Below are 22,702 nucleotides of genomic sequence, written 5' to 3' on the forward strand. Positions count from 1 at the left end.
AATTTGATAAAAATAAAGAAATTTATTTACCATTCCAATTGAATAAATTTCAATTTGACTTTATTTATTGAGAGATTTATTGTAAACAGTTAAGTAAGTTTGTAATATAAGTTAAATTAGGATTGCCCAGCATGAAATATGTATTAATACTTTTTTTCTTTTTGTTCTCCTGTAAAGGTAAGATTGATAATGAATTAAAAGATTCCATTTTAAAAATCTTAGCTGAAAATCAAAAGGTGCACGTGCTTTTACTTGAGAAATCTGAGACTATTCCAGAGAGTAAAGCTCTGTTAATTTCCATAAAAGAAGCAAGGTCACTTGCCAGTAAAAACGAAGACATTCAAAAGCAACTAGATAAAATGGAATCCACGCTAACGAATATAAATTCTAAGGATAAAGAAGCATTTTTTGAATCTCTATCAAGTTTCTCGGAAATATTAACCGACATTTTAAAGGCAAATCAGATTCGAACCGAATACAATAAATTCTATTGTCCTATGGTTGCAAAGTATTGGATCGCCAAAGGGGAAGTAGTGGAAAATCCTTATGCCCCTGAAATGCGAGAATGCGGAGAATTAGTAAAATAAATTAAAGTGTCAACCTCAAATTCTGAACTACAAAACTGCTTTCTAGATACGAATGTATACCAGGTATGTCCTGGTAATTGTCGTTCTGTATTGTCTATCAATTCTGCATGGATGGGTAATTTTAAAAAGTTTTGCATTGCAGGCAATAAACTCAATGGCTTCATGCGGGGTGAAAATACATTTACAGTTGCAGTCAGTGCGTTTCTTCAGGCACAAGCAAAGGTAATTGATGAATTTGCGAACGAAGGTCCCGAAAAATTAGATTTAATTCGCTATTTCTTTGGAATCTGTGAGCCAGAAGAAGTGCAAGATTTAGTCGAGAAGATGAGCAATGAAACTCTCTACCAAATTTTAGAAATTGACTACGATAATTATCTCAAAGTGCGAAAGATGCTCGCAAAAAAGCCAGATGTAAATAACTACTTTGCACTGAAGAGTAGCAGATACTGGAAATTAGTCTCTAATCAAAGAATTTGTAATATGATTGTCTATCTAGTTCGTGAAAAACAACAACATAAACTAGCTTCTCAATTCTTACTTATTCTTCCTCCCGAAGTCATGTCCGACTTTGATAAATACACTGACTTAAGTGAAGATGATGAAAAAAATCTTTATTTAGCCCTGGAGGATAATATCTATAACCTCCCACTCATCTCACCTAAGATTTATGAGCATATGATGAATTTGTTTAAGGATGATATGGAGATATTTTTCATCTTGGATACTATGGGAGAGCTTGTAAAACGACGTGGACAAATAGATGACATCACAGGCTCTTTCATCAAGCACTTTAAAAAGAGCGGACAGAGACTTACAATTCAATGGATTTATTCCGAATTGTATGGTTTAGAATATGAACTTGTTGTTGAAGTTTTAGATCAACTCCGCGAGAAAGAATACATAAGCTCTTCCGAAAAAACAACTCTTCAATCTCTTCTTAAAACCGGCAGTCTAGATTACCTAAAAGAAATGAAAATGGAAATTTTAAACACATAATTAATATGAGTTCGACGGTCACCTCGAACAGCTTCACCGTGAGAGGTCTGTCTTGCTTCCCCCCGATGCGATTTTGCTCCAGCGCCTTCGCATACTATCGTATTATTGTCGGATAGATTTCTCCATCCACCCATTTGCTTAGTCGCAAATCCTGCCGCCAAGCGATGTTCGAAATGACAGATAAGTCTTACATCGGACTCATCTCCCTTATTTCTCAATTGTAAATTCTATGTCGCTGCCCTCGACTTTGCCTTGAAGAGAAGCCTGTTTGCATTCGCCTACCCAGAATTCTTTTGAGTCTGTTTTCTCAATGCGAAAGCCATTTGTGGTTAGCTTAACTGGATATGCTTTTCTCTGGTTGGCATCTCGACTGAATTGTTTTACTTTTATTTCTCGATTGTTGATTCCAAAACGAAAGGTTCCATTATTATGAAAGTCGCCAGCTTTTTTTGCCATCCAGATATAATTTTTTCCATAGGTTAATGCACATTTGCTTCCATCATTGGATTTGATTTCTAATTCGGTTGCATCTGGCTCTGGAGGTGCGGGCGGCTTAATGGGAGTAGGCTCTGGTTCTGAGCTAGATTTTTCAAATGGTTTTAGTAATGGGAGTAACCCCTTTGCATCTCTTGCGCCTGACCATTTTCCGAGAGACTTACCGGTATTATCCAGAACAAAGAACATAGGAATTCCAAAGCTTCCGCTTCCTGTTGGAACTCTTCCGTATTCGTTATCACTTACTTTCCATGGAATGAATTTTTCTCTTAAGACAGCTTGCACTTCTGGTTTTGCAAATGCTTCCTTGTCCATGTAACGACAGGCGCCACACCAACTAGGCTCTGTGATGATTGCATAGATATTTAAGTTAGATGATTTTGCCTTTGCTGTGGCAGCTTGAAAATTTGCTTCCCAGTTGATTGGATCTGTGGTTCTAAATCCAATTTTCTTTTTGCCCTCTCTAATCTCAATCAGAATTTCTTTGGTAAATGTCTTAGGTGGATAACAAATGCCATTTTCTTTTTCTTCGCAGATTTGGGTTCGAATGCTCAAAGGAACTTTTGTAGTAGAGCCTTCTTTTTTAGTTCCTAGTTCAAATATTTTAAAGGCAAACACACCGTTATCCTTTAAAACCATTTCATCTAATTTCTTAACACCTAGTGGTCTTTTCGTTTCTATTAACTGAAATCCTAAATCAGGAGCAAAACTAAACGTAGTAATAATTCCAATCGCATCTGCATTGGCATGACTCAAATACAGGTAATGCTTCGGCGGCAAATTAGCCTTTACCTCAAAGTCAATCTCTCCCCCTGTCCTAAGAACGATTGGATTTTTAAAACTGAATTCCATTTTGGAATAGGGGTTTTCTTCTGAAAATAAATTAGGTGCAAAGAGTAAAGCTAGAAGTAGAAATAGTTTATGTATCATATTGCCTCGCAAGCGTTTCAGTCATTTGATTCTAAGTTTTCAGTTTTAGTCAATTCATTAATCAGCGTAGCGGCTATTTGAATCACTTTGACGTTAGGGAACCGTATTACATAAGAGCGACCTAAAAGGGACATAGAAGCCACATAGAAGCCGAATTCGGCTTCTATGTCTCTCTTAGATTAGAGTAAGATTGGTTTTAGATAGAAAGGCAATTTAAGAGAGATGCATGAACTGCTTCATCAATTAAATTTCCCTTTACAAGAAGTCCATTCAGCTTTAAATTATCAGAGTGGAAATCGGACAAAAGCCTGATAAACTCAGTCATATCAAACAATCCTTAGAGCTTGGAAGCATCATTGCTTTTTCTGACGATTATATTTCTTCCAATGAGATATTAACAAAATATAGTTTGTTCAGTGAAAAAAGTTTAAGCAAAGATGAATCAACAATCAAGCGAGCTATTAAAACGATTCATTCTTTTTTGAACTTAAAGATATTTGAATCAAAACCATCTTTCGGCTACAGACTGAAAAAAGAATTTAGGGATAATCGTGATTGGATTCTGCCTATTTTTACGCAATACCTTTTCATTTCAGAGTTAGAGTCCTTGAATTATTTCATGGAGCCGGTTTCCTTTCATTTAGATAGCAAATCACTTTATTATTTATACTTGTTCCAATGCGCAAAGAATAATAGAAAGACGATTCATTTTGAATACGTAAAATATTTAGAGAACGAACCAAAAATAAAATCCTTACAGGTTTATGCAATTATACAAAGAGGAAGAAAGCTCTTTGTTATGGGACTTGATACACAAAATGGAGATGTGAGGCATTATATTTTCACGCAGATAACGAAAGTTATAAAAATTGATCTAGAGAGTAATTATGATTTGCCTGACTCTGAATTTATTTCCAATTTTTATTCCGATAGCATCGAAGCGTATGAAGGTGTTCCTTCTCAAAAAGTGGTATTGAAATTAAGCAAGAACTCAGAAACATTTCTAACAAAGGAATACTTCCATAAATCACAAAAATTCTATCGAGACAAGAACGACTGTCTACTTTTGGAAATGTATATAAATAATGCCGAAGAACTATTCTCTCTTGTCTCCCGATTCATGGTGGATATTGAAATCATCGAACCTATTGCTTGGCGAGAAAAATATATAGATAACATAAAAAACGCATTGCTTTTACATCAAAAAATTGGATAAGGGCAGTAACTGCTCTTAACAGAAGTAAAAAGTGTGGTATAATTGGGGAAAGTGAGGAAGATAGAATGGAAAATGATCAAGTAATTATAGAGTCACCGAAATTAAAATGGGAAAAAGACGGCAGAGAAAATATTCCAACGAAAGGGAAACGAAGAGAACTGAAACCGTATCCTTATCAGGGGGAAACATGGAAAAAAATGGACTTTCACTTCTTACAACAAAATAGACAGACAGGAATCATCTGGGTTCCAACTGGTGGCGGAAAAACAGTAATCGCCGTAAAGTGGTTATATGAGAATGTGCTGGCAAAAGGAATGAGAGTTTTATGGATTACACACAGATTGCATTTATTAAAACAAGCAGCGGAAACATTCAATAGTATTTTTGATAATAAGTTTTTACCAGAAGAAAAAAAGGAAGAAGGAATTCATATAGCCCTAGTTGCAGGAACGGCACCTGGGACAAGATGGAAATCTATTGCCGAGCGTGATTCTGTGGTATTTAGCACAATACAAACTGCTTATAGCGATGAAAATATCCCTTCCGTAGAATTGATGCTACAACAATCTCCAAAAGGTTTATATGTAGTCGTAGATGAATGCCACCATGCACAAGCTCCGAGTTATCTAAAAGTATTGCATGTTCTAAAACAGGGGGGAGCAAAAATCATAGGTCTGTCTGCTACTCCTTACTCTATGGATGATAAAAAGACAAATCTACTTTGGAATTTTTTTGATTCACCGGATAAAAATCCTGTATCTAGAGTATATAAGCAATTTCTAATAGAAAATCATTTTTTAGCACACCCAAAAGTAGAAACAATACCAACTAAAATTGAACAAAGAGAAATTACTGGAGATGACCAAAATATTACAAAGAATAAAACAAAAGATTCCGAGTTAAAGCAATATGTTTTAAAGAGATTAGGAAATAATCCTGCTAGAAATAAACTAATTGCTCAAAGATATAAAGATAACCAAGAAGAATATGGAAAAACGATTATCTTCACGCCAGAAACATTAGCAAATAAGAAACTGGTGGAAGAGCTTAAAAAATTAGACGTAGAAGCTGACTATGTAGATACCTATCGTTCTAGTGAAGACAATCAAAAAGTGATGGAAAGATTTAGAACCGATCCAACTCTCAAAGTTTTAGTTAATACAGAAATTTGTTTAGAAGGATATGATGCACCCAAAACAAAAACCGTGATGATAGCCAGACCGACTTTATCTCAGACATTAGTCCAACAAATGGTAGGTCGTGCCATGAGAGGAGAACTGGCTGGCGGAAATAAAGAATGCAATCTTGTTACATTTGTAGATACATGGAAGGATTTTACTCCTCTTGATCCACAATTGGTTGTAAATGAAGAAGATAATGAAGATAGTAAATCTGTAGATGAAATCGTAAAGACAAAGAATGTAGCTGGTGAATTAATCCCTCAATCAATTATTGATGAATGTTACCTGTTATTGCAATCTATTCAGTTAGGAAGTATCCTCGGAACATTTGCAGCAATTCCCTATGGCTGGTATGAATGGGATACACCTGAAAATACAGAAAGAGAGCCTGAAAATTCTGGCACTAGAATGGGAGAAAGATTTTCTGAGAAAAGGCAGATACCTATCTTTGATGTACAAAGTGAAGGATACGACCAGTTAGTAACAGATATTAGAGAAAATAAATTACAAATTCCAAAAGATTTATCTGACGCTTTTGTAGAAAACGTCAGACATACTTACTTTGAAGTATGCCCAGATCCTGTTCCTCAATTATTAGATTTAAAAGACCTACTTACCGCATGGAGAGATGCTGGTGGAGTCGATGGAGTCACAAGAATTACTTTTAAAGAAAGGGAAAAATTTAATACCAAAAATATAGCACTTGAAATTTTGAAGAATGATTTACGCGAATCAGAAAAACAAAAATTAATTGATGATCATTGGTCTGATCCTATTTGCCAAAGATGCTATAAGCTCCGTCTTAAATTTGTAGAAGATATTGATTACCATAAAAATAATTTGGACGAGAAAAATAAAAAAGACAATGACTCAACAAGTCTAAGAGACAAAAAGCAAATTCCTAAAAAGACACTTGAAAAATGGAAAGAAGGAGAAGTAGGATACGAGTTAAGAAAAATATTGAATGATGTGGGTTCAAATAATAAACTATTTCCTTCTGGAATTCCATCTGTAAAAGATGTTTCTTATAACGATAAATTACTAAGTAAAAATGCCTTAGCTCAGTGCAACATGTCTGATGGAAATAAAATTCTTGTGTTGGATAAATTCAATTCACCTTCTGTTCCATTATTAATTTTGGAATTTTTAATGTACCACGAACTTATCCATGCACTCGGCTATTACAAACACGATGGAGCATTTAAAGAAATTGAAAGAAAGTTTATCCCTTCAAAAGAAGCACAAGAAGATGCAAATAAATATTCTGAATGGAAAGGTAGTTTAGGACAACAAAAGATTCTCTGGCAAGCAATTTGTGATCAGTTTTTAGATAATTTTTTGATAGATTATGATATTCAATCAAAAGATGAGCTTAGTAACGGAGAATACTAATGGAAACAATTTTTATTTCAGATGCGAATCTATTGTTAAAACACTTTGAAAAGGAAATCGCAGACTGCAAATCATTTCGATTTGCAGTAGCCTGGGCTTCAACAGCAGGTGGAAGAGGAAAACATTGGCAGTTGATTGATAGCAATCAAGCTAAATTGACTCAAGCAATTGTCGGAATTCAATTTCATCAGACTGAGCCAGAAGCTTTATTTCAATTGCATAAATGGAATAAGCTGAATATTGTTTATGATACAGCAGGCGTGTTTCATCCAAAATTCTATTTATTTGAAAATGAATCTTCCTTCTCATTGATTACAGGAAGTTCCAATTTCACAGCAGGTGGATTTCACAAGAATACGGAAAGCAATGTTCTAATCAAAGGGAACAAAAAAGAATCTATCTTCTCTGAACTTGAAGGATTTTATAGAATGTGCAAAGAAAAGTCACGCATACCTGATAAAATGGATTTAGTGGCTTATCAAAAGGAATATGAAAGGGCTAACTTGCAGTCTGGATACTTAAGCACATACTTTGCTCCAGAAGAAAGACATGAATTAATTACAAAAGCTGGCGACTCATTGCCAGATTATTCTTGGGAAAATATTTTTCAATTCACTTGGGATGAATATGTGCATGGATTGAAATATTTATCTATTACGAAATATTATAATGCTACTTTTTATCGACTCAATGAAGAAGGATGGCGGACTGATACAGTTTACGCAATAGATAGTTATAAGAAAATTATTCTGGAATATAAAACTCTTTCTAATATGCCTGAAGAAGAAAGAAAAGCTTTTTGTGGCACTCTGAGAATTTCTGAAAAATACGGGGATAGTGGCTGGTTAGGCTCAATGACTGGAGCTGGCTATTTTAAACAAATGGTTATCAATGAACCAAAAATTCTGGATGAATTTTTAAACTTAATACCAATAGAAGGTTCAGTTTCAGAGGATTCTCTCAATGAATATTTAAGTGGGATACTATCTATTGAAAATGTTGGTAATGGAATTGCACTTAGGTTACTTTCAGCGAAACGACCTGATTTATTTTTATCTATCAATAAAGCTACAGGAAATGACTTATTTGAAATGACTGGATTAAAAGGATTGAAGAATTCTCAGAAGAAAGAAGAATTTATTGAGGCTTATATTGAATTACATCGAAGAATTTATCGTTCCCCTTGGTTTCAATTTAATCTTCCTACTGACGGGTTAGAATCCAAGATCGCAAAATATAGAGTAGCCCTATTGGATTGTTTTTTCTATGAAGGATGAAATTACCAAAGGGCGTGGGTTAATCCACGCCCTTTGGTAAATGCAAAGTATACGATGAACCTTAGTCTGAATCAGGATTAAAGGATTTTTGGATTAACAGGATGTTGTGATAGGAATATTAATTTTTTAAAAAAATTTCTTCTTAACCTATTATTTCAATTCAATCTTTCTAGCAAAGGAATATAATCCAAGATCGCAAAATATAGGTTAGCCTCATTTAATACTATCTGCAAAGTTGTGAGGTTTAAGTTATTCATCTGTAGTTTCCAAAGCCCCAACGGGGCGGAATACTTTGTGGTAAGGGTGCTAGCCCTTACCACACAAGTGATAAAAGGTTTACCTTTCCCTAAACCTTAAAACCAATTTAGCTTGTGTATATTAAAATAAATAACTTGTGAGTAAAACATCTACTTCTAAATTGAGTAAGAAATTTATAGGAGATACTATGAAAGGAAAAATTCTTTTTTCAATTTTAATATTTACTCTCGGATTCCAAGGCTTGATTGCTGATGACAAGGAAGATAAATGTGCATCTTTCCAGAAAAAGGATACTTGCTCAAAGTATAGAGAGAAGCGCTCACCCAAAAAACAAGCATGTCAATGGCGAGTAGATAGACGCATCCTTCCATTCGGTGGTGAATGTTTGAATGTTTCTGAATACAAAAAGAAAGTAAAAGAAGAAGCGGAAGCAGCTAAAAAAGCGGAAGAAGAAAAAACATTCTGCGATGCATTTAGTAAAAGCGAAGATTGCAATAAGACAGATCAGAAATTTGCTTGCGGTTGGCTTACACATCCTCGGAAACCAACAGAAGGCAGATGTATCGTCAAACATGAATTAGACCGAATCCTAAGGGCAGAAGATCCATCCGATAGAAGACCTAAGTCACAAGAAGCAATTCAAATGTCTAGAGAAGACTATTTCAGAACGTTCGAATAAAAATAAGGATTCTATACAATGCGACTACACATAATTTACCTCTTAGTTTTAATTTGCCTTTATCCGCTAGAAGTTTTTTCTGAGGATACTCTTCTGGATTTAATGAAGTTAGGCGAGACTAGTCTGAGCCAGGGAAATTATGACAGCGCAATTACTTCTTATGAGAAAGCTTTGCAAAAATGTGATGAAAAAAATACTGATGCAAAGCTTTCCATTCTAGAAAAACTGGGATCATTAAATTTTAGAAAACAAATTTATAAAGAAGCAATTCGTTACCAGAAAGAGGCTTTAGAGTTAGGGTGTAAGATTCGCGGAGAAGCCTCTCTTTATTGTGGAGATGCAAATAAAAATCTAGGAAATTATTATTTTAAAATAGAGGAGACGGATACGGCACTAGAGGCATATGAGAGTAGCCGCAGTATCTACCAAAAAGCGCTTCCTGCTAAAGATGCAAAGCTTGGATTAATTTCCTCTCTCATTGGTGATTGTTATTTTGCCAAGGGAAATTTCCAGAAGGCGTTAGAGTATTACCTGCAGGATTTGGAAATTAGTGAGTTTGTTTTGGGTAAGACAAGTCCAGAGCTTGGAATCATATTTAATAGTATTGGAATTGCCTATCGAAACTTGGGCAAATACGACTTAGCCTTAACCTATTACAAAAAAGATTTTGAAATCAATCAATCGCATTATGGAATCACGCACCGTGCTACTGCCAATTCAATGAATAATATCGCTGCTGTGTATATGCACAAAGGTGACTATGAAAAAGCACTACAAGAATACTTTCGTTCTCTCAGTGAATATTTAAAAGGTAAACCAGTTGATCTAGACTTTGTGGCAAAGCTATACAATAATATTGGAGCTACGTATGAAAGGCAAGGAGAACTTGATAAGTCAATCGAATACTATGAAAAAGCGATTAAGCAGTATAGGTTAAAGGATAATAATAAGTATTCGCTTGCGATTGGTCTGAATAATTTAGGAATTGCCTACTTTAAAAAAACAGATTTGAATCTAAGCATTGATTATTATAAAGCAGCAATTAAAATTGCAGAAGAGCTTTCTTTATTTACTCATCCTTTTTATGCAACGGTTAATGCCAATTTGGCTGTATCCTATTTTCACGCAGGGGATTTTAAAGAGTCCCTAAGGATTCAAGAAAAAGTATTAGAAATTCGCCTGAAACAATACAAAGGGGATAATCCAGATTTGGCGACATCCTATGAAAGTATAGGAAATCTTTCCTTGAAAATGGGGGACAAGGAAAAAGGAAAAGAGTATTTAGAAAAAACTGTCAAAATGCTAGAAGCTTCTATTCCAAATCAACCCAGGCTTGCATTTGGTTATAATAGTTTAGGGCATTATTATTTAGAGAGGCTTGATTTTGAAAATGCTTTGCTCTATTACAATAAGGCATTTGCAATTCTAAAAACATTTAAAGATAGAATGGCGACTATCGACACGATGCTTTTCATAAAGAACACTTACTTGAAACAAGGAGAGACTGCAAAAGCAATTGAGGTTTGGAACAATGCAGTAGAGTCGATTGTAAAATTTCGTCAGGAGATGGGACGGGATAAATATTATTTTACAGAGAGATATAGAACTGAATTCGAAAAGTTGATTCTAAAATTTATATCCATGCAATTATACAAAGAAGCATTTTATACTTCCGAAAAAATGCGTGCGCTTTCTATCACAGAAAGTTTTAATTTAAAAACTGCTTTAACGAATGGTAAAATCAATAAAGAGGAAGTCGAAAAAGTAATCAATCTTCTTTCCGATATTGAATCTCTTTATTCTGCTAGAGCCTCCCAGCTTAGTCGGGGCAAACAAGGAGAAGCCGAAAGTAGTAAAATATTTCAAGAGCTAATGCATAAGGAGCAGGAGTTTGAACAGCTTGATAAAAGGCTAAAGCAAAAATATCCTGAATATGCAAAGTTTAGAGAGCCACCGAGTCTTAATTTAAATTTACTTCTTGAAAAATTAAAAAATTCTAAAAAGAATATCATTGAATATTTAATTTTAACCAATGAAAAAGGAGCAAAAGAAATTCATGTATTTGTTTTAGGGGATAATTTTAATTATCTTTACTTGGGTGAACAAAATGATTTAGTTTTGAAAATTGAAAATTTACGAAGGATGATTTCTACTTATCCCAAAGATAAAGCTAGAGAATTTTATGAACTCACTACACCGGAATCTGGCTCTGCTTATTACAGTGTAAGAGAGATGGCGCCTGATTTAGTAGAAGGGGATGTAATTAAAGAAGAAGTTGCAATCAATAGCCAAAGCCTAGCGCTTAATGCTGATTCTCCTACTCCAAAGGTGAAGACTATTGTAATTGGAAAAGTAAAATCCAGAATTAATCGACAAGCTATTGATGAGAAGATTAAAAAGTTTTCGCAAGAAATATACAATCAAATTTTAAATCCTATCATTAAAAAGAAAATACTCAACTCGAGTCAAATCGTGATTGTCCCCGATGGCTCTATCTATACGATTCCTTTTCCTGCGCTCCTAGACCACAATCGAAACTATCTAGTAGAAAATTATACTTTTTCTCTGATCCAATCTGCCAATGTATGGTATTTCTTGTCTAATTTTAAGAGAGAGGCTAATTATAAATACCCTGTTCTCGGAATCGGAAATCCGGTTTATAATAAAGCCAGCGATAAAAAGAAGAAGAAAGGCTCTGACAAAAGGCAGGCACTTCGCTCGGGGCTAACAAGAGGATTATCTTTTGATACAATCGAAACTGGCTTAAGTAATTTGCCCGGAAGTCTAGAAGAGATTAAAGAAATAAAAGAACTTTTTTATAAAAAAAGCAAAGGCTCCGACAAACATCTATTTACCGGACTTCATGCAAACAAAGATTCCATATTTAAATTAAAAGAGTCAGGAGAATTAAACCTATACAGGGTTGTTCATTTTTCTGTTCACGGGCTTTTCTTTTCGGATTCTCCTGAGTTAAATTCTCTTGCTCTAACCAGTAGAGCTATAGCGGCTAAATACTATAATGCGGAATTAAAAGAATACGAAAGTAAATTCGGAACAATAAAATCAGATTCTTTTTTAAAGAATGGAGAGATTTTAGATTTGGGAATTAATGCGGAGCTAATAGTCATGAGTGCTTGCGAGACTTCCCTTGGAACTCAATTATCGGGGGAAGGTTTTGTTGGTTTGCCGCAAGCATTTCTAATTGGAGGAAGCAAATACGTAATAGCCACACTTTGGTCAATCGATGATAAAGGCAGTAATCTATTTATGAACTTGTTATACAAAAATCTTCTCTCTGCAAAAAAATACGATCGACTTCCGATGATATTGCAAGAGACACAAAGAGAATTTATTAAGAACAGCAAAGCCAATGGACAACAAAAATATTCTGATCCATTCTATTGGTCTCCCTTTGTTATCTATGGGAAGTAGGGCAAATAGGTATTAAACTCTTTCGGGATACTTGCTTTTACGACTAACGATTCACCTTTCGTATTTGTAAAATGCAATTCATAGGCATGAAGTAGAGAGCGCGAAGCAAGTGGCGATTTACGATTTGTATAGACTTTATCACCCAGAATCGGAAAGCCTTTTTCGAATAAATGAATTCGTATTTGATGACGCCGTCCTGTTACGAGTCGAGCATATACTACTGAATAGCCTTTCTTTGCATCCCGATAGATTGTTTTACATTCAGTAATCGCTTTTTTTCCTCCGCTTCTTACAGTTGTCACTCGTTTGTTTCCATCTTTTAGAAAAGATTCGATTTTAAATTCATCCGGTGAATTCCCTTCCACTACCGCCAAATAGTATTTATCCGCTTCTTTTAAAAGCTCGTCTACTTCTTTGTTTGTCTCTTCCTTTAAACCAAATACTACAATTCCACTTGTCTCTAAGTCAAGACGATTCGCAGTTCTTAAATACGAAAGTCCTAATTCTTTTTGCAAGTTTCCTGTGAAATTCTCTCTCTTCGGATCTTTTGTTTCATGCACAGGAATTCCCGCTGGCTTATTTGCGATTAATATCGTTTCGTCTCTGTATAGGATTTGGGTCATGGTCACATCAAGTTTAAAAAATTTCGCAAGCGTAGGCTCCATCTTTCCCAGTTCCAATAAAGAATGAGGGATAAAGGATATTTGTTAAAACGAATGAGGGCACCTGAAACGGAGAATCGTGATTTGGCGCTTGGTGATTCATCTGTATTTTCGTTGAGCCAGATAGCAAGTCCTTTTATCCCTTTGAACTCTTTATTTCCAATTGTAAAATTCAAATCCAATTCCCCTTGAATCTTTTCTGGATGAATGAATGGAGCATAAAACCCGTAAGCCGTTAAATAAAAAACCATTGTTGTTTCCTGGTAATTTGCAGTCTTTAGATTTAAAACACAAATGAGTGGAACTCTAAGAATTTGTCTTTGAAAAAATTCTGGATTAACGAGTCCTCCAAAGAATACACTGATGGCAATCATGAAGGGGTAAATAATGAATATGCTAATATACTCATGAATCAAAATTTCCTTAAAAATAGTTTTTCTTATTTCTGGAAAGAAAGAATGGAGAGCAATGAATAAGAATCCAATGAAAAGGAAAAATAAAATAGAAAGAATTCGCTTCCCTTCGACTCTTTGAAAAAGTTTAATTCTCTTCTTATAAACTTTCTGCGCATTATAAAGCCAGAGTTCATATTTCGTATAACGTCTAATTAATTCGTAGTCCTGAATGGAAAGTTGGATTAAGTCTAATGCAAATTTCGGTAAAGAGCTTTTTGCAAAGGCACTGATGAACTCAACGAAAATAAAGTTGGAAACCAATAGAAGCGGGAGAAGCATAAGATACTTGCCCCCGATAAAGCCTGCATAATTATAGATGGCGTGAGAAATGTATGGAATTGTAAATCCTTCTAGTAGATATTTGTGTTTATAATTTTCCTTTGTAAAAAGAAACTTCATTAAAAAATATCCGGCGATTCCTCCGTTTAGCATATGCAACGAAGAAGAAGTAATTGTTCGCAGCATCATAGGCCAAAAAGATAGAACAGAGGAGTAAATCGTATTTTCGACAAATCCAAAAACTCCACCAATGACCACTCCATAGTAGATTCCATCATACAATACATCCCGGATCCGAAAATACCAAAGAAAGAGAAGAATGAAAGCGTATTTGACCAACTCCTCCAAGAGAGCCGAGTAAAAAAAAGCCTTATTGAAGATGTTTTCAGGGAAGCCGGTCTTTTGGAGGCTCAGTTGAAGCCCCAGTGAAAATCCGACAGCCGCAATGCCGAAAGAAGCACCAGCTAAATAATTTATCTCTCCAGTCGAATAGAGAAGCGAATTCTTGTAATGTTCCTGGTAGGCGTAAAGAATTATGCCACTAAAACCTAAAATTAAGTAAAGATTGGAGTCAAAGAGTAGCATTTTTTAATACTTTCATAAAAATCGAAAAAAAGAGTAGATTTTTTAAAAAAAAATTGTACATTTATGTCGATTTCTTATCATGTCAGAAGCAATAATTTCCGAGGATACTTATGCCAGAGTCTTTACAAAAAGTTATTAACCAAATCAAAGAGCTATTCGCAAAATTAGATAGCACCAAAAAGATTATTTTGGGGTCTGTTTTTGCGATTGTAGTGATCGCGATCATTATTCTCTCCACTTTTTCTTTAGATAAAAATGCTGTCATACTGTTCAAAGACCTCCAGCAAAAAGACTACGGTGAAATTACGAAAAAACTCGATGCTCTCGGCTATAAATATTCTGGCAGTGGTGATTCTATAATTTCGGTCGATCCAGAAAAAAGACAGGAAATAATTACAAAGCTTGCTCAGGAAAATTTAATTCCTGTAGGAGTACAAGGCTGGGAACTTTTTGACATCGAAAAGTTTACGGAAACTCAATTCGATAAAGACGTTAAAAAATACCGTGCCTTAAAGGGTGCGATTGAAAAATCTCTGATGACTCTACACAATATCGAAAAAGCAGACGTAAACATTGCTTTCCCTGATACCCAATACTTTGAACTAGATTCTTCAGCGAATCCTGTTAAAGCAGCGGTTATTCTTCATTTGGTGCCAGGCGTAGAAGGACTCTCTCGAAAAGAAATCAAAGGTATTGTAAACTTAGTTTCTCGTGGAGTTCCAAAATTAAAACCAGAAGATGTAAGTGTTGCTGACTCCAGTGGAAAAATTATCAGTGACTTTGAAGAAGATTTAGAAAAAGAAAAAATTGATCTCAGACTTGTGCAAGAAAAAATGAGAATTGCAGACGCGGAAAGAGTAAAGAAATTAATCGATATTCGTAACACTCTAAGATGGCAATTAGCCGGAGAGGAAAGAGTTGATATTACCCGCTTTGAGTATGATTTAAACTGGGATGAAGAGTCTTTCAAAGAAAACCTTGTAACTCCTGTAATTGCGAAAGCGGATAATCCTAATACTCCCTATGATGAAACAGAATTACTTCCCGGTCACGCTCTAAAAGTATCAAGCAAAGAAACATCGGAGAAATTCAACGGTCGTGGATTTACTCCTGAAGGACCTGCTGGAACAGAGCCAAATCTTCCACCCGGATACAAAGACGTAGATTACCAAAAAGCTAATTATGAGAAGAATGAAAACATTAATAACTTTGAATTCAATCGTAAAGTGCGTGAAGTCAAAAAACAAAAATGGAAGATCGACAAAATCACATTAGCCGTTGCCATTGATGGAGTCTGGACAAAGAAAGAATCAGATGATGGATACAAATTTGATAGAACTTATATTCCTGTTTCGGATGATGACTTGCGTAAAATCAAAAAGCATTTAGAGACAGCCATCGGTGCAGACAAGACTCGCGGTGATGCGGTAAACGTAATGTCTATCCCTCGTGATCGAAGCGCACAATTCGCAGCAGAAGATGCGGAGCTTGCTAGACAAAAAGCAATTCGAAATGCAATTGTGATTTCCCTTGCAATCCTTACATTCTTAATACTCGTAATCTTAATCTACAGAGCAATCAAGAAAGAGATCGCAAGAAGAAGAAGATTAAGAGAAGAAGAATTAGCTGCTCAACAACAAATGATGAGAGAAGCAGCACTCAGAGTAATGGAAGAAGGGGGAGCAGACGTAGAGCTCTCTCTCGACGAAAAACTCAGAAAAGAATTACTAGAAAATGCAATCAACCTTGCAAAAGAAAAACCAGAAGATGTAGCTCAATTACTAAGAACCTGGCTTTCTGAAGAGGAGGCAGGTTGATCCATACCAAGAAAAAAGCTAGCAGAGCGGCTATTCTCTATAGCCTCATTGGAGAGCATCTTCCCAAGGAAGTTTTGGCAGAGTTGAGCCAGGAAGAATTGGAGAAGCTCCTCAAAAAAGTATCTGCAATGAAAAAGCCTACAACGATTGAAGAGAAAAACGTCTTATCTAAGTTTGCCGAAACATTTACTAAGCTTAGTGGTAGCTCTAATACGGCTCTACATGCAAAGATTACAAAAGAGATAGAGAAGTTAATTCAAGAGACAGCGAATAACAAGGTTTCTCCGCTCGTTGAATTGAAAGAGAAAAAACGTGCTGAGCTTGCTTTGATTGTTAATGAAGAAGAAACAAGAATAGTCGCACTTGTAATGAGCTTTGCAAATCCAGATGAAGCATCTTCTCTTATAGAAGATTTTCCTGAAAAGAAAAGAGAGGAAATTATTTATGAAATTCATAAAATTGATTTTCACTCAGAATCTGTTCGAAATGAATTGGAACGATTTTTAAATTTCAAATTCGAATTAATTAAGAATAATCAAACTGTTTCTAAAGTAAAAAATCGGGGAAGTAAAATTACTGCTGAGATACTAAGCCGTATTAGCCCCCATGTTTCTTTTAGACTTTTTTCTAAAATCAAAAAGAAGAATCCACTATTCGCTGAAAATATAAATGAGCACTATTATACAATTGAAGATTTACAATTTGCGAGTAGATCTTCCCTGACAGAATTTTTAGCAAAGGTTCATCCTATTGTAATCGCTTCTTCTTTTAAAGGTGTTGAAACAGCGGTTAAAGACAAACTCTTAGAAAGATGTGAGCCTTGGCTTTCAAAGCAAGTTAGTCTGGAAATGGATTCGATGGGACCAATTTCACTCGCGGAAATAGAAGAAGCGCAAACTGCTATTATAACGCTCTTAAACGAATGTATCGACAAAGGCACTATTAAATTATGGAAGGTATAATCAATGGCTAAATTAGTATTCAAACCAATGCAAATTGCGGAAACTCAAGTTAGTGCGGGTGACGCAGTCGAGCTTGCAATTCCTGAGAAGTATAAGAAATTTCATACTGCAGAAGAGGAAGAAGAGTTTGAAGTAGACCAAGAAGGAAATATCATTGAGCAGTACCAAGGATCTTCCATTGACGAGATCGAAGCAGAGCTAGATCGCTATCGTCAAGAGACAGAAGATCAAGTCAGACAAATGCTTGCCGATGCAGAAGCAAAAGCAGAAAAAATTGTCGAAGATGGAAAGACTCGTGCCTTTCAATTAATTCAAGATTCTAAAGAGAAAGTTAAAACAGAAGAAGATTCGGGTCGTGCAAAAGCAGAGCAAATTTTAGATCGCGCAAAGCTAGAAGTCGAGCGTATGATCAAAGAAGCTGAGATGAAGGTTGCTGAAATCGAGCACGAAGCATATCAACGTGGTTACGATGCTGGACGAGAAGTAGGATTCAAGAAGGGGCAAGGCGAAGTAAGGCGACTCATTGACCGTTTAGGAACGATAGTTGGTAAAGCTATTGATATTCGAGAAGATATTATCCAGGCTTCTGAAAAACAAATGGTAGAAATGATTCTTATCATTGCTCGTAAAGTTATTAAAGATGAAATCATTGAGCGTAAAGAAATTGTGCTCAATAATATTCGAGAAGCTCTCAAAAGAATTAAAGATAGAGATCGTGTGGATATTCGTGTAAATTTCTCTGACTTGGAAATCACGACTGCACATAAAGACGAACTCATTAAACTCATGGAGTCTCTTCGTAAAGTTAATATATTTGAAGATTCTCGTATCGATCGCGGTGGTGTTATTATTGAAACAGATGTTGGCGCTATTGACGCTCGTATCTCTACACAACTCAAAGAAATTGAAGAAGCAATTCGAAACGCAGAGCCAATTTAGGATTAGCCGCTCAGGTAAAATCATTGATAGAAAAAAAGTTTACAGAGAAAATAGACGTACTCTCCAAGTATAAATTAATTGTTACTCGGACAGAGCCTATTCGTAAAAGCGGAAAGGTTCTTAAAGTACTTGGGAACGTTATTTTTTCCCAAGGTCCACCTGATTCTAAAATTGGTGAGATCATGGAGATAGAGCGTCAAGACCAGAAAGGTTATTTGCAGTGTGAAATCATTGGCTTCGATGGGCATAAGTATACTCTAATGCCTCTCGGTGAGGTAAGCGGTATTTTCCCTAAAGCGTTTGTGTTTTCTTCTGGGAAGAAACTTACTATTCACGTTGGCAAAGAGCTATTAGGCAGAGTAATGAATGGAGCCGGTAGACCGATAGACGGTAAAGGTATTATCGTTACAGGAGAAGAGCGTTCTCCCGACAATGATACTCCAAACCCTTTAGATAGACCTCTCATTAGAGAGCCTGTAGTTACTGGAGTTCGTGCCATTGACGGGTTACTCACGATTGGTCGCGGTCAGAGAATTGGCATTTTTTCAGGATCCGGCGTTGGTAAATCGACATTACTCGGTATGATCGCTCGTTATACGAATGCAGATGTAAACGTTATATCTCTAGTGGGAGAGCGTGGTCGTGAAGTAAATGAATTTCTAGAAAATGAAATTGGACCGGAAGCAATGACAAAGACGGTTGTATTTATTGCAACTTCGGATTCTCCTAAGATGCAACAAGTGAATTGTGCGTTACTCGCTACATCGGTTGCAGAATACTTTCGCGATCAAGGAATGCATGTGAATTTAATGATGGATTCCTTAACTCGTTTTGCACAGGCTAATCGTGAGATTGCAATTTCTTATGGAGAACCTTCTATTACCCGCGGTTTCTCCGCTTCCGTATTTTCGAAACTATCAAAATTAATTGAGAGATCAGGAACTTCTAAAACAGGCGGAAGTATTACAGGGATATACACAGTGTTAACCGAACCGGATGAAATGAATGAACCGGTTGCTGATGCTGTGAGAGGATATATGGATGGTCACATAGTTCTATCTAGAGACCTTGCGGAACATAACCATTATCCGGCAATAGATATTCCATCTTCACTTTCCAGAATTATGCCTGCAGTCGTTGGAGAAGATCATAAGATGTATTCTGATTTTGTAAGAGAATTAATTTCTACTTATAGAAAATCGGAAGATTTAATCATGCTCAATGCGTATGTGAAAGGCTCAGATCCAAAGACAGATTTGGCAATCAGTAAAAAGCAGATCATAGATGATTTTCTTACTCAGAAAATTGAGCAGAAGGTAAATTTTCAAGATATGCTCTATCAGCTAAGAGATATTTTCCTCATGCCGCCAGAAGATGAATTATAATTGAGAGACTATGAAAAAGTTCCAATTCAATCTTGAAACAGTCTTAAGAATTCGTCAAATTAAAGTCGATGAAGAATTAAAAAAGCTATCTATCATTGTGGGTAATTTGAATAAGCTGCAAAATGAGATTAATGAAAATAATCGCATAATCCAAACTTCTACAATAAGATATTCTGGGTCTGATATCAAGACATTGAAATTATTTGAAGGTTATATTAAAAGTCTTTATATTCAAAATGAAAATCTAAATAAATCAATGGCAGAGCAACAAACTATTTTGAATGAAGCAAGGCAAAGAGTCATTGCTGTGAAGAAAGACGCAGAAGTTTTAGAAATTCTAAAAAGAAATGCATTGGAAGAATATCACGAGAAAATGCTTAAACAAGAGCGCAATGAGGAAGAGGAAGTTACTAATTCTGAATTCGACCGAAGGAGAAGGGAAAATGAAGAGAATGCTGGCACAGCTACTATTAAAATCAAAAAGAGGGTTAAGAAAGTTAAATCCACTTCGGGTAAAGCTAAAACAGAGTATGAAAAGCTCATGGAGTATGCAGAATCCCTTAAACCAAAAAAGTGAGGACAAAAGGCTTGTTAGCCTCATTTACAATTTGAATTCAGAGAAAAATCCCAAGGATATAAAAATCCAAACTTCTCTTGTGAGACTTTCAAATAAAGTGACTGAGCTAGAAAGCATTGTGTTTAAGCTGAATAAAGCGATACACGATTATAATTAAGGAGTTTATATGGGAACGTTAGCCGATAAAGCAAGAGTTTTATATTTATTATTACTGATATTTTTTTTATTGACGGTTGGATTTTTTATTTTCGACTATTACGGATTAATCGATGCGGATGAAATATTTCCAGCTCTTGCAAAAAAACCAAGTCTAGTCAATTGGGATAAGGAATCTCCTACAGAAGTAGAAAAGTTAGAATACAAAAAAGCTCGTGAACGTCTAGATGAAGAATTAATTGAGATAGAAAAAATCCGCCAGTCTTTGGAAGAAGATAGAGAAAAAATTCAAAGCGAAAATGAAAAACTAAGTGAGATGAAAAAGAGCATTCAAGAAAAAGAAAAGCAAATGGCTCTTAGTAAAAAAGACAAAGAAAGCAGACTAGCAAAGATTAAAGTTCTAGCCAATAAAATTGCGAATATGCCCCCACCAAAAGCGAAAGAGCTTTTAGAAAACTGGCCTGACCAAGATATCATTGATGTTTTAAAGCAAATGGATAAGGATGCGGAAGAAGAAGGAACGAATACAATTACTACTTATTTGCTCACACTTTTCGATGAGAAAAGACGAGCAGTCATTACGAATAAATGGTTAGATCATGAAGCGGATCGAATTCCTGATGAGAACGCAAGTGTAATTTCTGAGTAATCCTTATTATCCGCTATTTGAAAAAGGACAAAAATCAATCTACCATGATATGTTTTTGTTCTTTACCTTCTGAATTGTAGCATCTCAGATTTTCATTCTTAGTGCAAGAACCTGTGTAACCGCCAACGCCACCACATTCGGAACCGCTAATCCTTTTACAAAGTTCTTGTGCTTTTCTTCTATCAGCGTTTGAATCACCATCTATACAGATTTTTACGCTGTCTACTTTTCTAAATGAATAGCATTTTGCAATTAACAATGAATTTGAAAAGAAGAAAGCGAGAAAGGGGATTAGTAAAAAAGTTTTCATAGCCAAACACTCCTGAATACCCTCACATGCTTTTGAAGTATTTTGAATGAATCAATTAAAAAAGATTTTAAAATCAAATAAAAATATTGCAGAATTCAAGTTAGGGGATAATAAAAATTAGACGCAATTAGAGAATTGCTTAAAAAATCATCCCCGATAAAAAGCTCGGAGATGATTCTCGGAGTTTTAAATTTCGAATTCTCCTTCAAAGACAGTGGTTGCAGGACCTTTCATAATCACGTTTCCTTTTTCAGTCCAGTCAATGAATAGAGTCCCGCCTCTCAGGTCAATGCGCGATTTGCGTCCTCCACGGTTTGTTAGATTAGCCGCTACATGCACTGCACAGGCTCCCGTTCCACAGGCAAGAGTCTCGCCTGCACCACGCTCCCAGGTGCGCTGGTAAAAATGATCTTTACCTCGAACGGAAACAAATTCTACGTTGGTTCGTCTTGGAAAAAGAGAATGCGTTTCTAATATCGGTCCAACTTCAGTAACAGGAAATTGATCAGAATCTTCTACGAAAATAACAGCATGCGGATTACCCATGCTAACCGTTGTAAATTTAAGCTTATGACCTTTGATTTCGATTTCGTGCTCGATGATTGGATGTACACCTGGAAGTAAAACCGGAACTTTTTCAGGAATCAATATTGGTTCGCCCATATCAACGGTGATAGACCGTAGTCAAACACGTATTTGCCTACGCAGCGGATTCCATTTCCACACATTTCAGACGAGGAACCATCCGAGTTATACATATCCATCGTAAAATCAGCTTTATCTGACTTGCGAATGAAGATAACACCGTCACTTCCAATTCCAAAATTACGATTCGAAATTTTTTGAATCTGCTCAGGAGTTAAACGAATATTATTCGAAGTTGCATCAATGTAAACATAATCGTTACCGATGCCTTCCATTTTTGTAAATTTAATTTTTTGCAAAGCTTTCCCTCTTAGGCTTTTATTTTTGCCAAACAAGAATTCTAATGGAAACTTAAAATGAGGGCAAACTATGCCAAGTATTTTTTTATTTTAACTCCTTACTTCCAATCTAACTCTCTTCTTATATATTCTAACCTCACTCTGTTGTGGAAAATATCGAATATCCCGAAGACGGAGGCTGATCGAATCTGAACGGTTGGAGTCTTTTCATCAAATAAAAATTCAACTTTATCCGGAAATCTAAATACCTTTGTAAAATAAAAAGTTTTAATGTAAAAGTTATTTGGGTCAGCAGTTACGCTTACATTTTCTTTTCCATCCAAAAGAGTTTTTAGTTTATTGAATGCGTCTTCTCTAGAAATATTTTCATAGGTATAAGGTTTGATACTATGAAGAGGATTCCATTTCCAGCTTTGCGACGAAACGCAGTTAGGCGTTGGCGGACAGTAGTTTAGTTCACCATCGTAAACACCCATTCTAGGACCAATAAAACTGGAACAACAAATTAGCAGAAATGTTAAAATTGGTTCTGGCGCCAT

Annotated in this window: 19 protein-coding genes and 1 pseudogene; 13 read left to right on the forward strand and 7 right to left on the reverse strand. The window is 35.6% G+C overall.

The window, feature by feature from the left end; all coding sequences use genetic code 11:
* Positions 1 to 131 precede the first annotated feature (131 nt).
* A complete protein-coding gene (locus tag IPH52_21095; GenBank protein MBK7057496.1) occupies positions 132 to 587 on the forward strand; it encodes a DUF3347 domain-containing protein in 456 nt (151 codons plus the stop codon).
* Between the two features lie 6 nt (positions 588 to 593).
* Positions 594 to 1,583 (forward strand): hypothetical protein, encoded by a 990-nt coding sequence (locus IPH52_21100; GenBank protein ID MBK7057497.1) that lies wholly within the window; start codon positions 594 to 596, stop codon positions 1,581 to 1,583.
* Here IPH52_21100 and IPH52_21105 read toward each other — a convergent pair.
* Both IPH52_21105 and IPH52_21110 read right to left on the reverse strand, forming a co-directional pair.
* Positions 1,544 to 1,801 carry a hypothetical protein gene (locus IPH52_21105; protein MBK7057498.1) on the reverse strand — a complete coding sequence of 86 codons (258 nt, stop codon included), beginning with the start codon at positions 1,799 to 1,801 and terminating at the stop codon, positions 1,544 to 1,546. The genes IPH52_21100 and IPH52_21105 overlap by 40 nt on opposite strands.
* Positions 1,791 to 3,008 (reverse strand): thioredoxin family protein, encoded by a 1,218-nt coding sequence (locus IPH52_21110; protein ID MBK7057499.1) that lies wholly within the window; start codon positions 3,006 to 3,008, stop codon positions 1,791 to 1,793. The genes IPH52_21105 and IPH52_21110 overlap by 11 nt, the downstream gene beginning before the upstream one ends.
* Before the next feature lie 289 nt (positions 3,009 to 3,297).
* On the opposite strand from IPH52_21110, the gene IPH52_21115 reads away from it, so the two are divergent.
* The 5 genes from IPH52_21115 to IPH52_21135 all read left to right on the forward strand — a co-directional run bounded on the left by IPH52_21115 (position 3,298) and on the right by IPH52_21135 (position 12,443).
* The gene (locus IPH52_21115; GenBank protein MBK7057500.1) at positions 3,298 to 4,224 is read left to right on the forward strand and encodes a WYL domain-containing protein; all 927 of its coding nucleotides are present in this window, start codon (positions 3,298 to 3,300) and stop codon (positions 4,222 to 4,224) included.
* Positions 4,225 to 4,289: 65 nt separating this feature from the next.
* Positions 4,290 to 6,797 (forward strand): DEAD/DEAH box helicase, encoded by a 2,508-nt coding sequence (locus IPH52_21120; GenBank protein ID MBK7057501.1) that lies wholly within the window; start codon positions 4,290 to 4,292, stop codon positions 6,795 to 6,797.
* A complete protein-coding gene (locus IPH52_21125) occupies positions 6,797 to 8,074 on the forward strand; it encodes a phospholipase D family protein (protein ID MBK7057502.1) in 1,278 nt (425 codons plus the stop codon). The genes IPH52_21120 and IPH52_21125 overlap by 1 nt, the downstream gene beginning before the upstream one ends.
* Positions 8,075 to 8,519: 445 nt before the next feature.
* On the forward strand, positions 8,520 to 9,011 hold the full coding sequence (locus IPH52_21130; protein MBK7057503.1) for a hypothetical protein: 492 nt from the start codon (positions 8,520 to 8,522) through the stop codon (positions 9,009 to 9,011).
* 18 nt (positions 9,012 to 9,029) lie between these two features.
* Complete coding sequence (locus tag IPH52_21135; GenBank protein MBK7057504.1) at positions 9,030 to 12,443, forward strand: tetratricopeptide repeat protein; 3,414 nt, start codon at positions 9,030 to 9,032, stop codon at positions 12,441 to 12,443.
* Here the strand turns inward: IPH52_21135 and IPH52_21140 are convergent.
* Both IPH52_21140 and IPH52_21145 read right to left on the reverse strand, forming a co-directional pair.
* Positions 12,431 to 13,108, reverse strand: a complete 678-nt coding sequence (locus IPH52_21140; protein MBK7057505.1) for an RluA family pseudouridine synthase — start codon at positions 13,106 to 13,108, stop codon at positions 12,431 to 12,433. The genes IPH52_21135 and IPH52_21140 overlap by 13 nt on opposite strands.
* The gene (locus tag IPH52_21145; GenBank protein ID MBK7057506.1) at positions 13,069 to 14,424 is read right to left on the reverse strand and encodes a PrsW family intramembrane metalloprotease; all 1,356 of its coding nucleotides are present in this window, start codon (positions 14,422 to 14,424) and stop codon (positions 13,069 to 13,071) included. The genes IPH52_21140 and IPH52_21145 overlap by 40 nt, the downstream gene beginning before the upstream one ends.
* 110 nt (positions 14,425 to 14,534) lie before the next feature.
* Between IPH52_21145 and fliF the strand changes: the two genes are divergently transcribed.
* From fliF to IPH52_21175, 6 genes are all read left to right on the forward strand, one after another.
* The gene (gene fliF / locus IPH52_21150) at positions 14,535 to 16,241 is read left to right on the forward strand and encodes a flagellar M-ring protein FliF (protein ID MBK7057507.1); all 1,707 of its coding nucleotides are present in this window, start codon (positions 14,535 to 14,537) and stop codon (positions 16,239 to 16,241) included.
* Positions 16,238 to 17,203, forward strand: coding sequence for an endoflagellar motor switch protein (locus IPH52_21155; GenBank protein MBK7057508.1), 966 nt, complete (start codon positions 16,238 to 16,240; stop codon positions 17,201 to 17,203). Before fliF ends, IPH52_21155 begins: the two co-directional genes overlap by 4 nt.
* A gap of 3 nt (positions 17,204 to 17,206) precedes the next feature.
* A complete protein-coding gene (fliH, locus tag IPH52_21160; protein ID MBK7057509.1) occupies positions 17,207 to 18,142 on the forward strand; it encodes a flagellar assembly protein FliH in 936 nt (311 codons plus the stop codon).
* Positions 18,143 to 18,165: 23 nt separating this feature from the next.
* Entirely contained in the window at positions 18,166 to 19,527 is a 1,362-nt protein-coding gene (locus IPH52_21165; protein ID MBK7057510.1) for a FliI/YscN family ATPase, read from the forward strand.
* A gap of 10 nt (positions 19,528 to 19,537) precedes the next feature.
* The gene (locus tag IPH52_21170; protein ID MBK7057511.1) at positions 19,538 to 20,104 is read left to right on the forward strand and encodes a hypothetical protein; all 567 of its coding nucleotides are present in this window, start codon (positions 19,538 to 19,540) and stop codon (positions 20,102 to 20,104) included.
* A 166-nt stretch (positions 20,105 to 20,270) separates the two neighbouring features.
* The gene (locus IPH52_21175; protein MBK7057512.1) at positions 20,271 to 20,909 is read left to right on the forward strand and encodes a flagellar protein FlbB; all 639 of its coding nucleotides are present in this window, start codon (positions 20,271 to 20,273) and stop codon (positions 20,907 to 20,909) included.
* A 34-nt stretch (positions 20,910 to 20,943) separates the two neighbouring features.
* Here the strand turns inward: IPH52_21175 and IPH52_21180 are convergent, their stop codons facing one another.
* The 3 genes and pseudogenes from IPH52_21180 to IPH52_21190 form a co-directional block, all read right to left on the reverse strand.
* Positions 20,944 to 21,219, reverse strand: a complete 276-nt coding sequence (locus tag IPH52_21180; protein ID MBK7057513.1) for a hypothetical protein — start codon at positions 21,217 to 21,219, stop codon at positions 20,944 to 20,946.
* Positions 21,220 to 21,405: 186 nt separating this feature from the next.
* A pseudogene (gene dapF / locus IPH52_21185) lies at positions 21,406 to 22,163 on the reverse strand (diaminopimelate epimerase).
* A gap of 98 nt (positions 22,164 to 22,261) precedes the next feature.
* On the reverse strand, positions 22,262 to 22,702 hold the full coding sequence (locus IPH52_21190) for a DUF1499 domain-containing protein (protein MBK7057514.1): 441 nt from the start codon (positions 22,700 to 22,702) through the stop codon (positions 22,262 to 22,264).

It is taken from the genome of Leptospiraceae bacterium, from assembly GCA_016708435.1.
Taxonomy (GTDB): domain Bacteria; phylum Spirochaetota; class Leptospiria; order Leptospirales; family Leptospiraceae; genus UBA2033.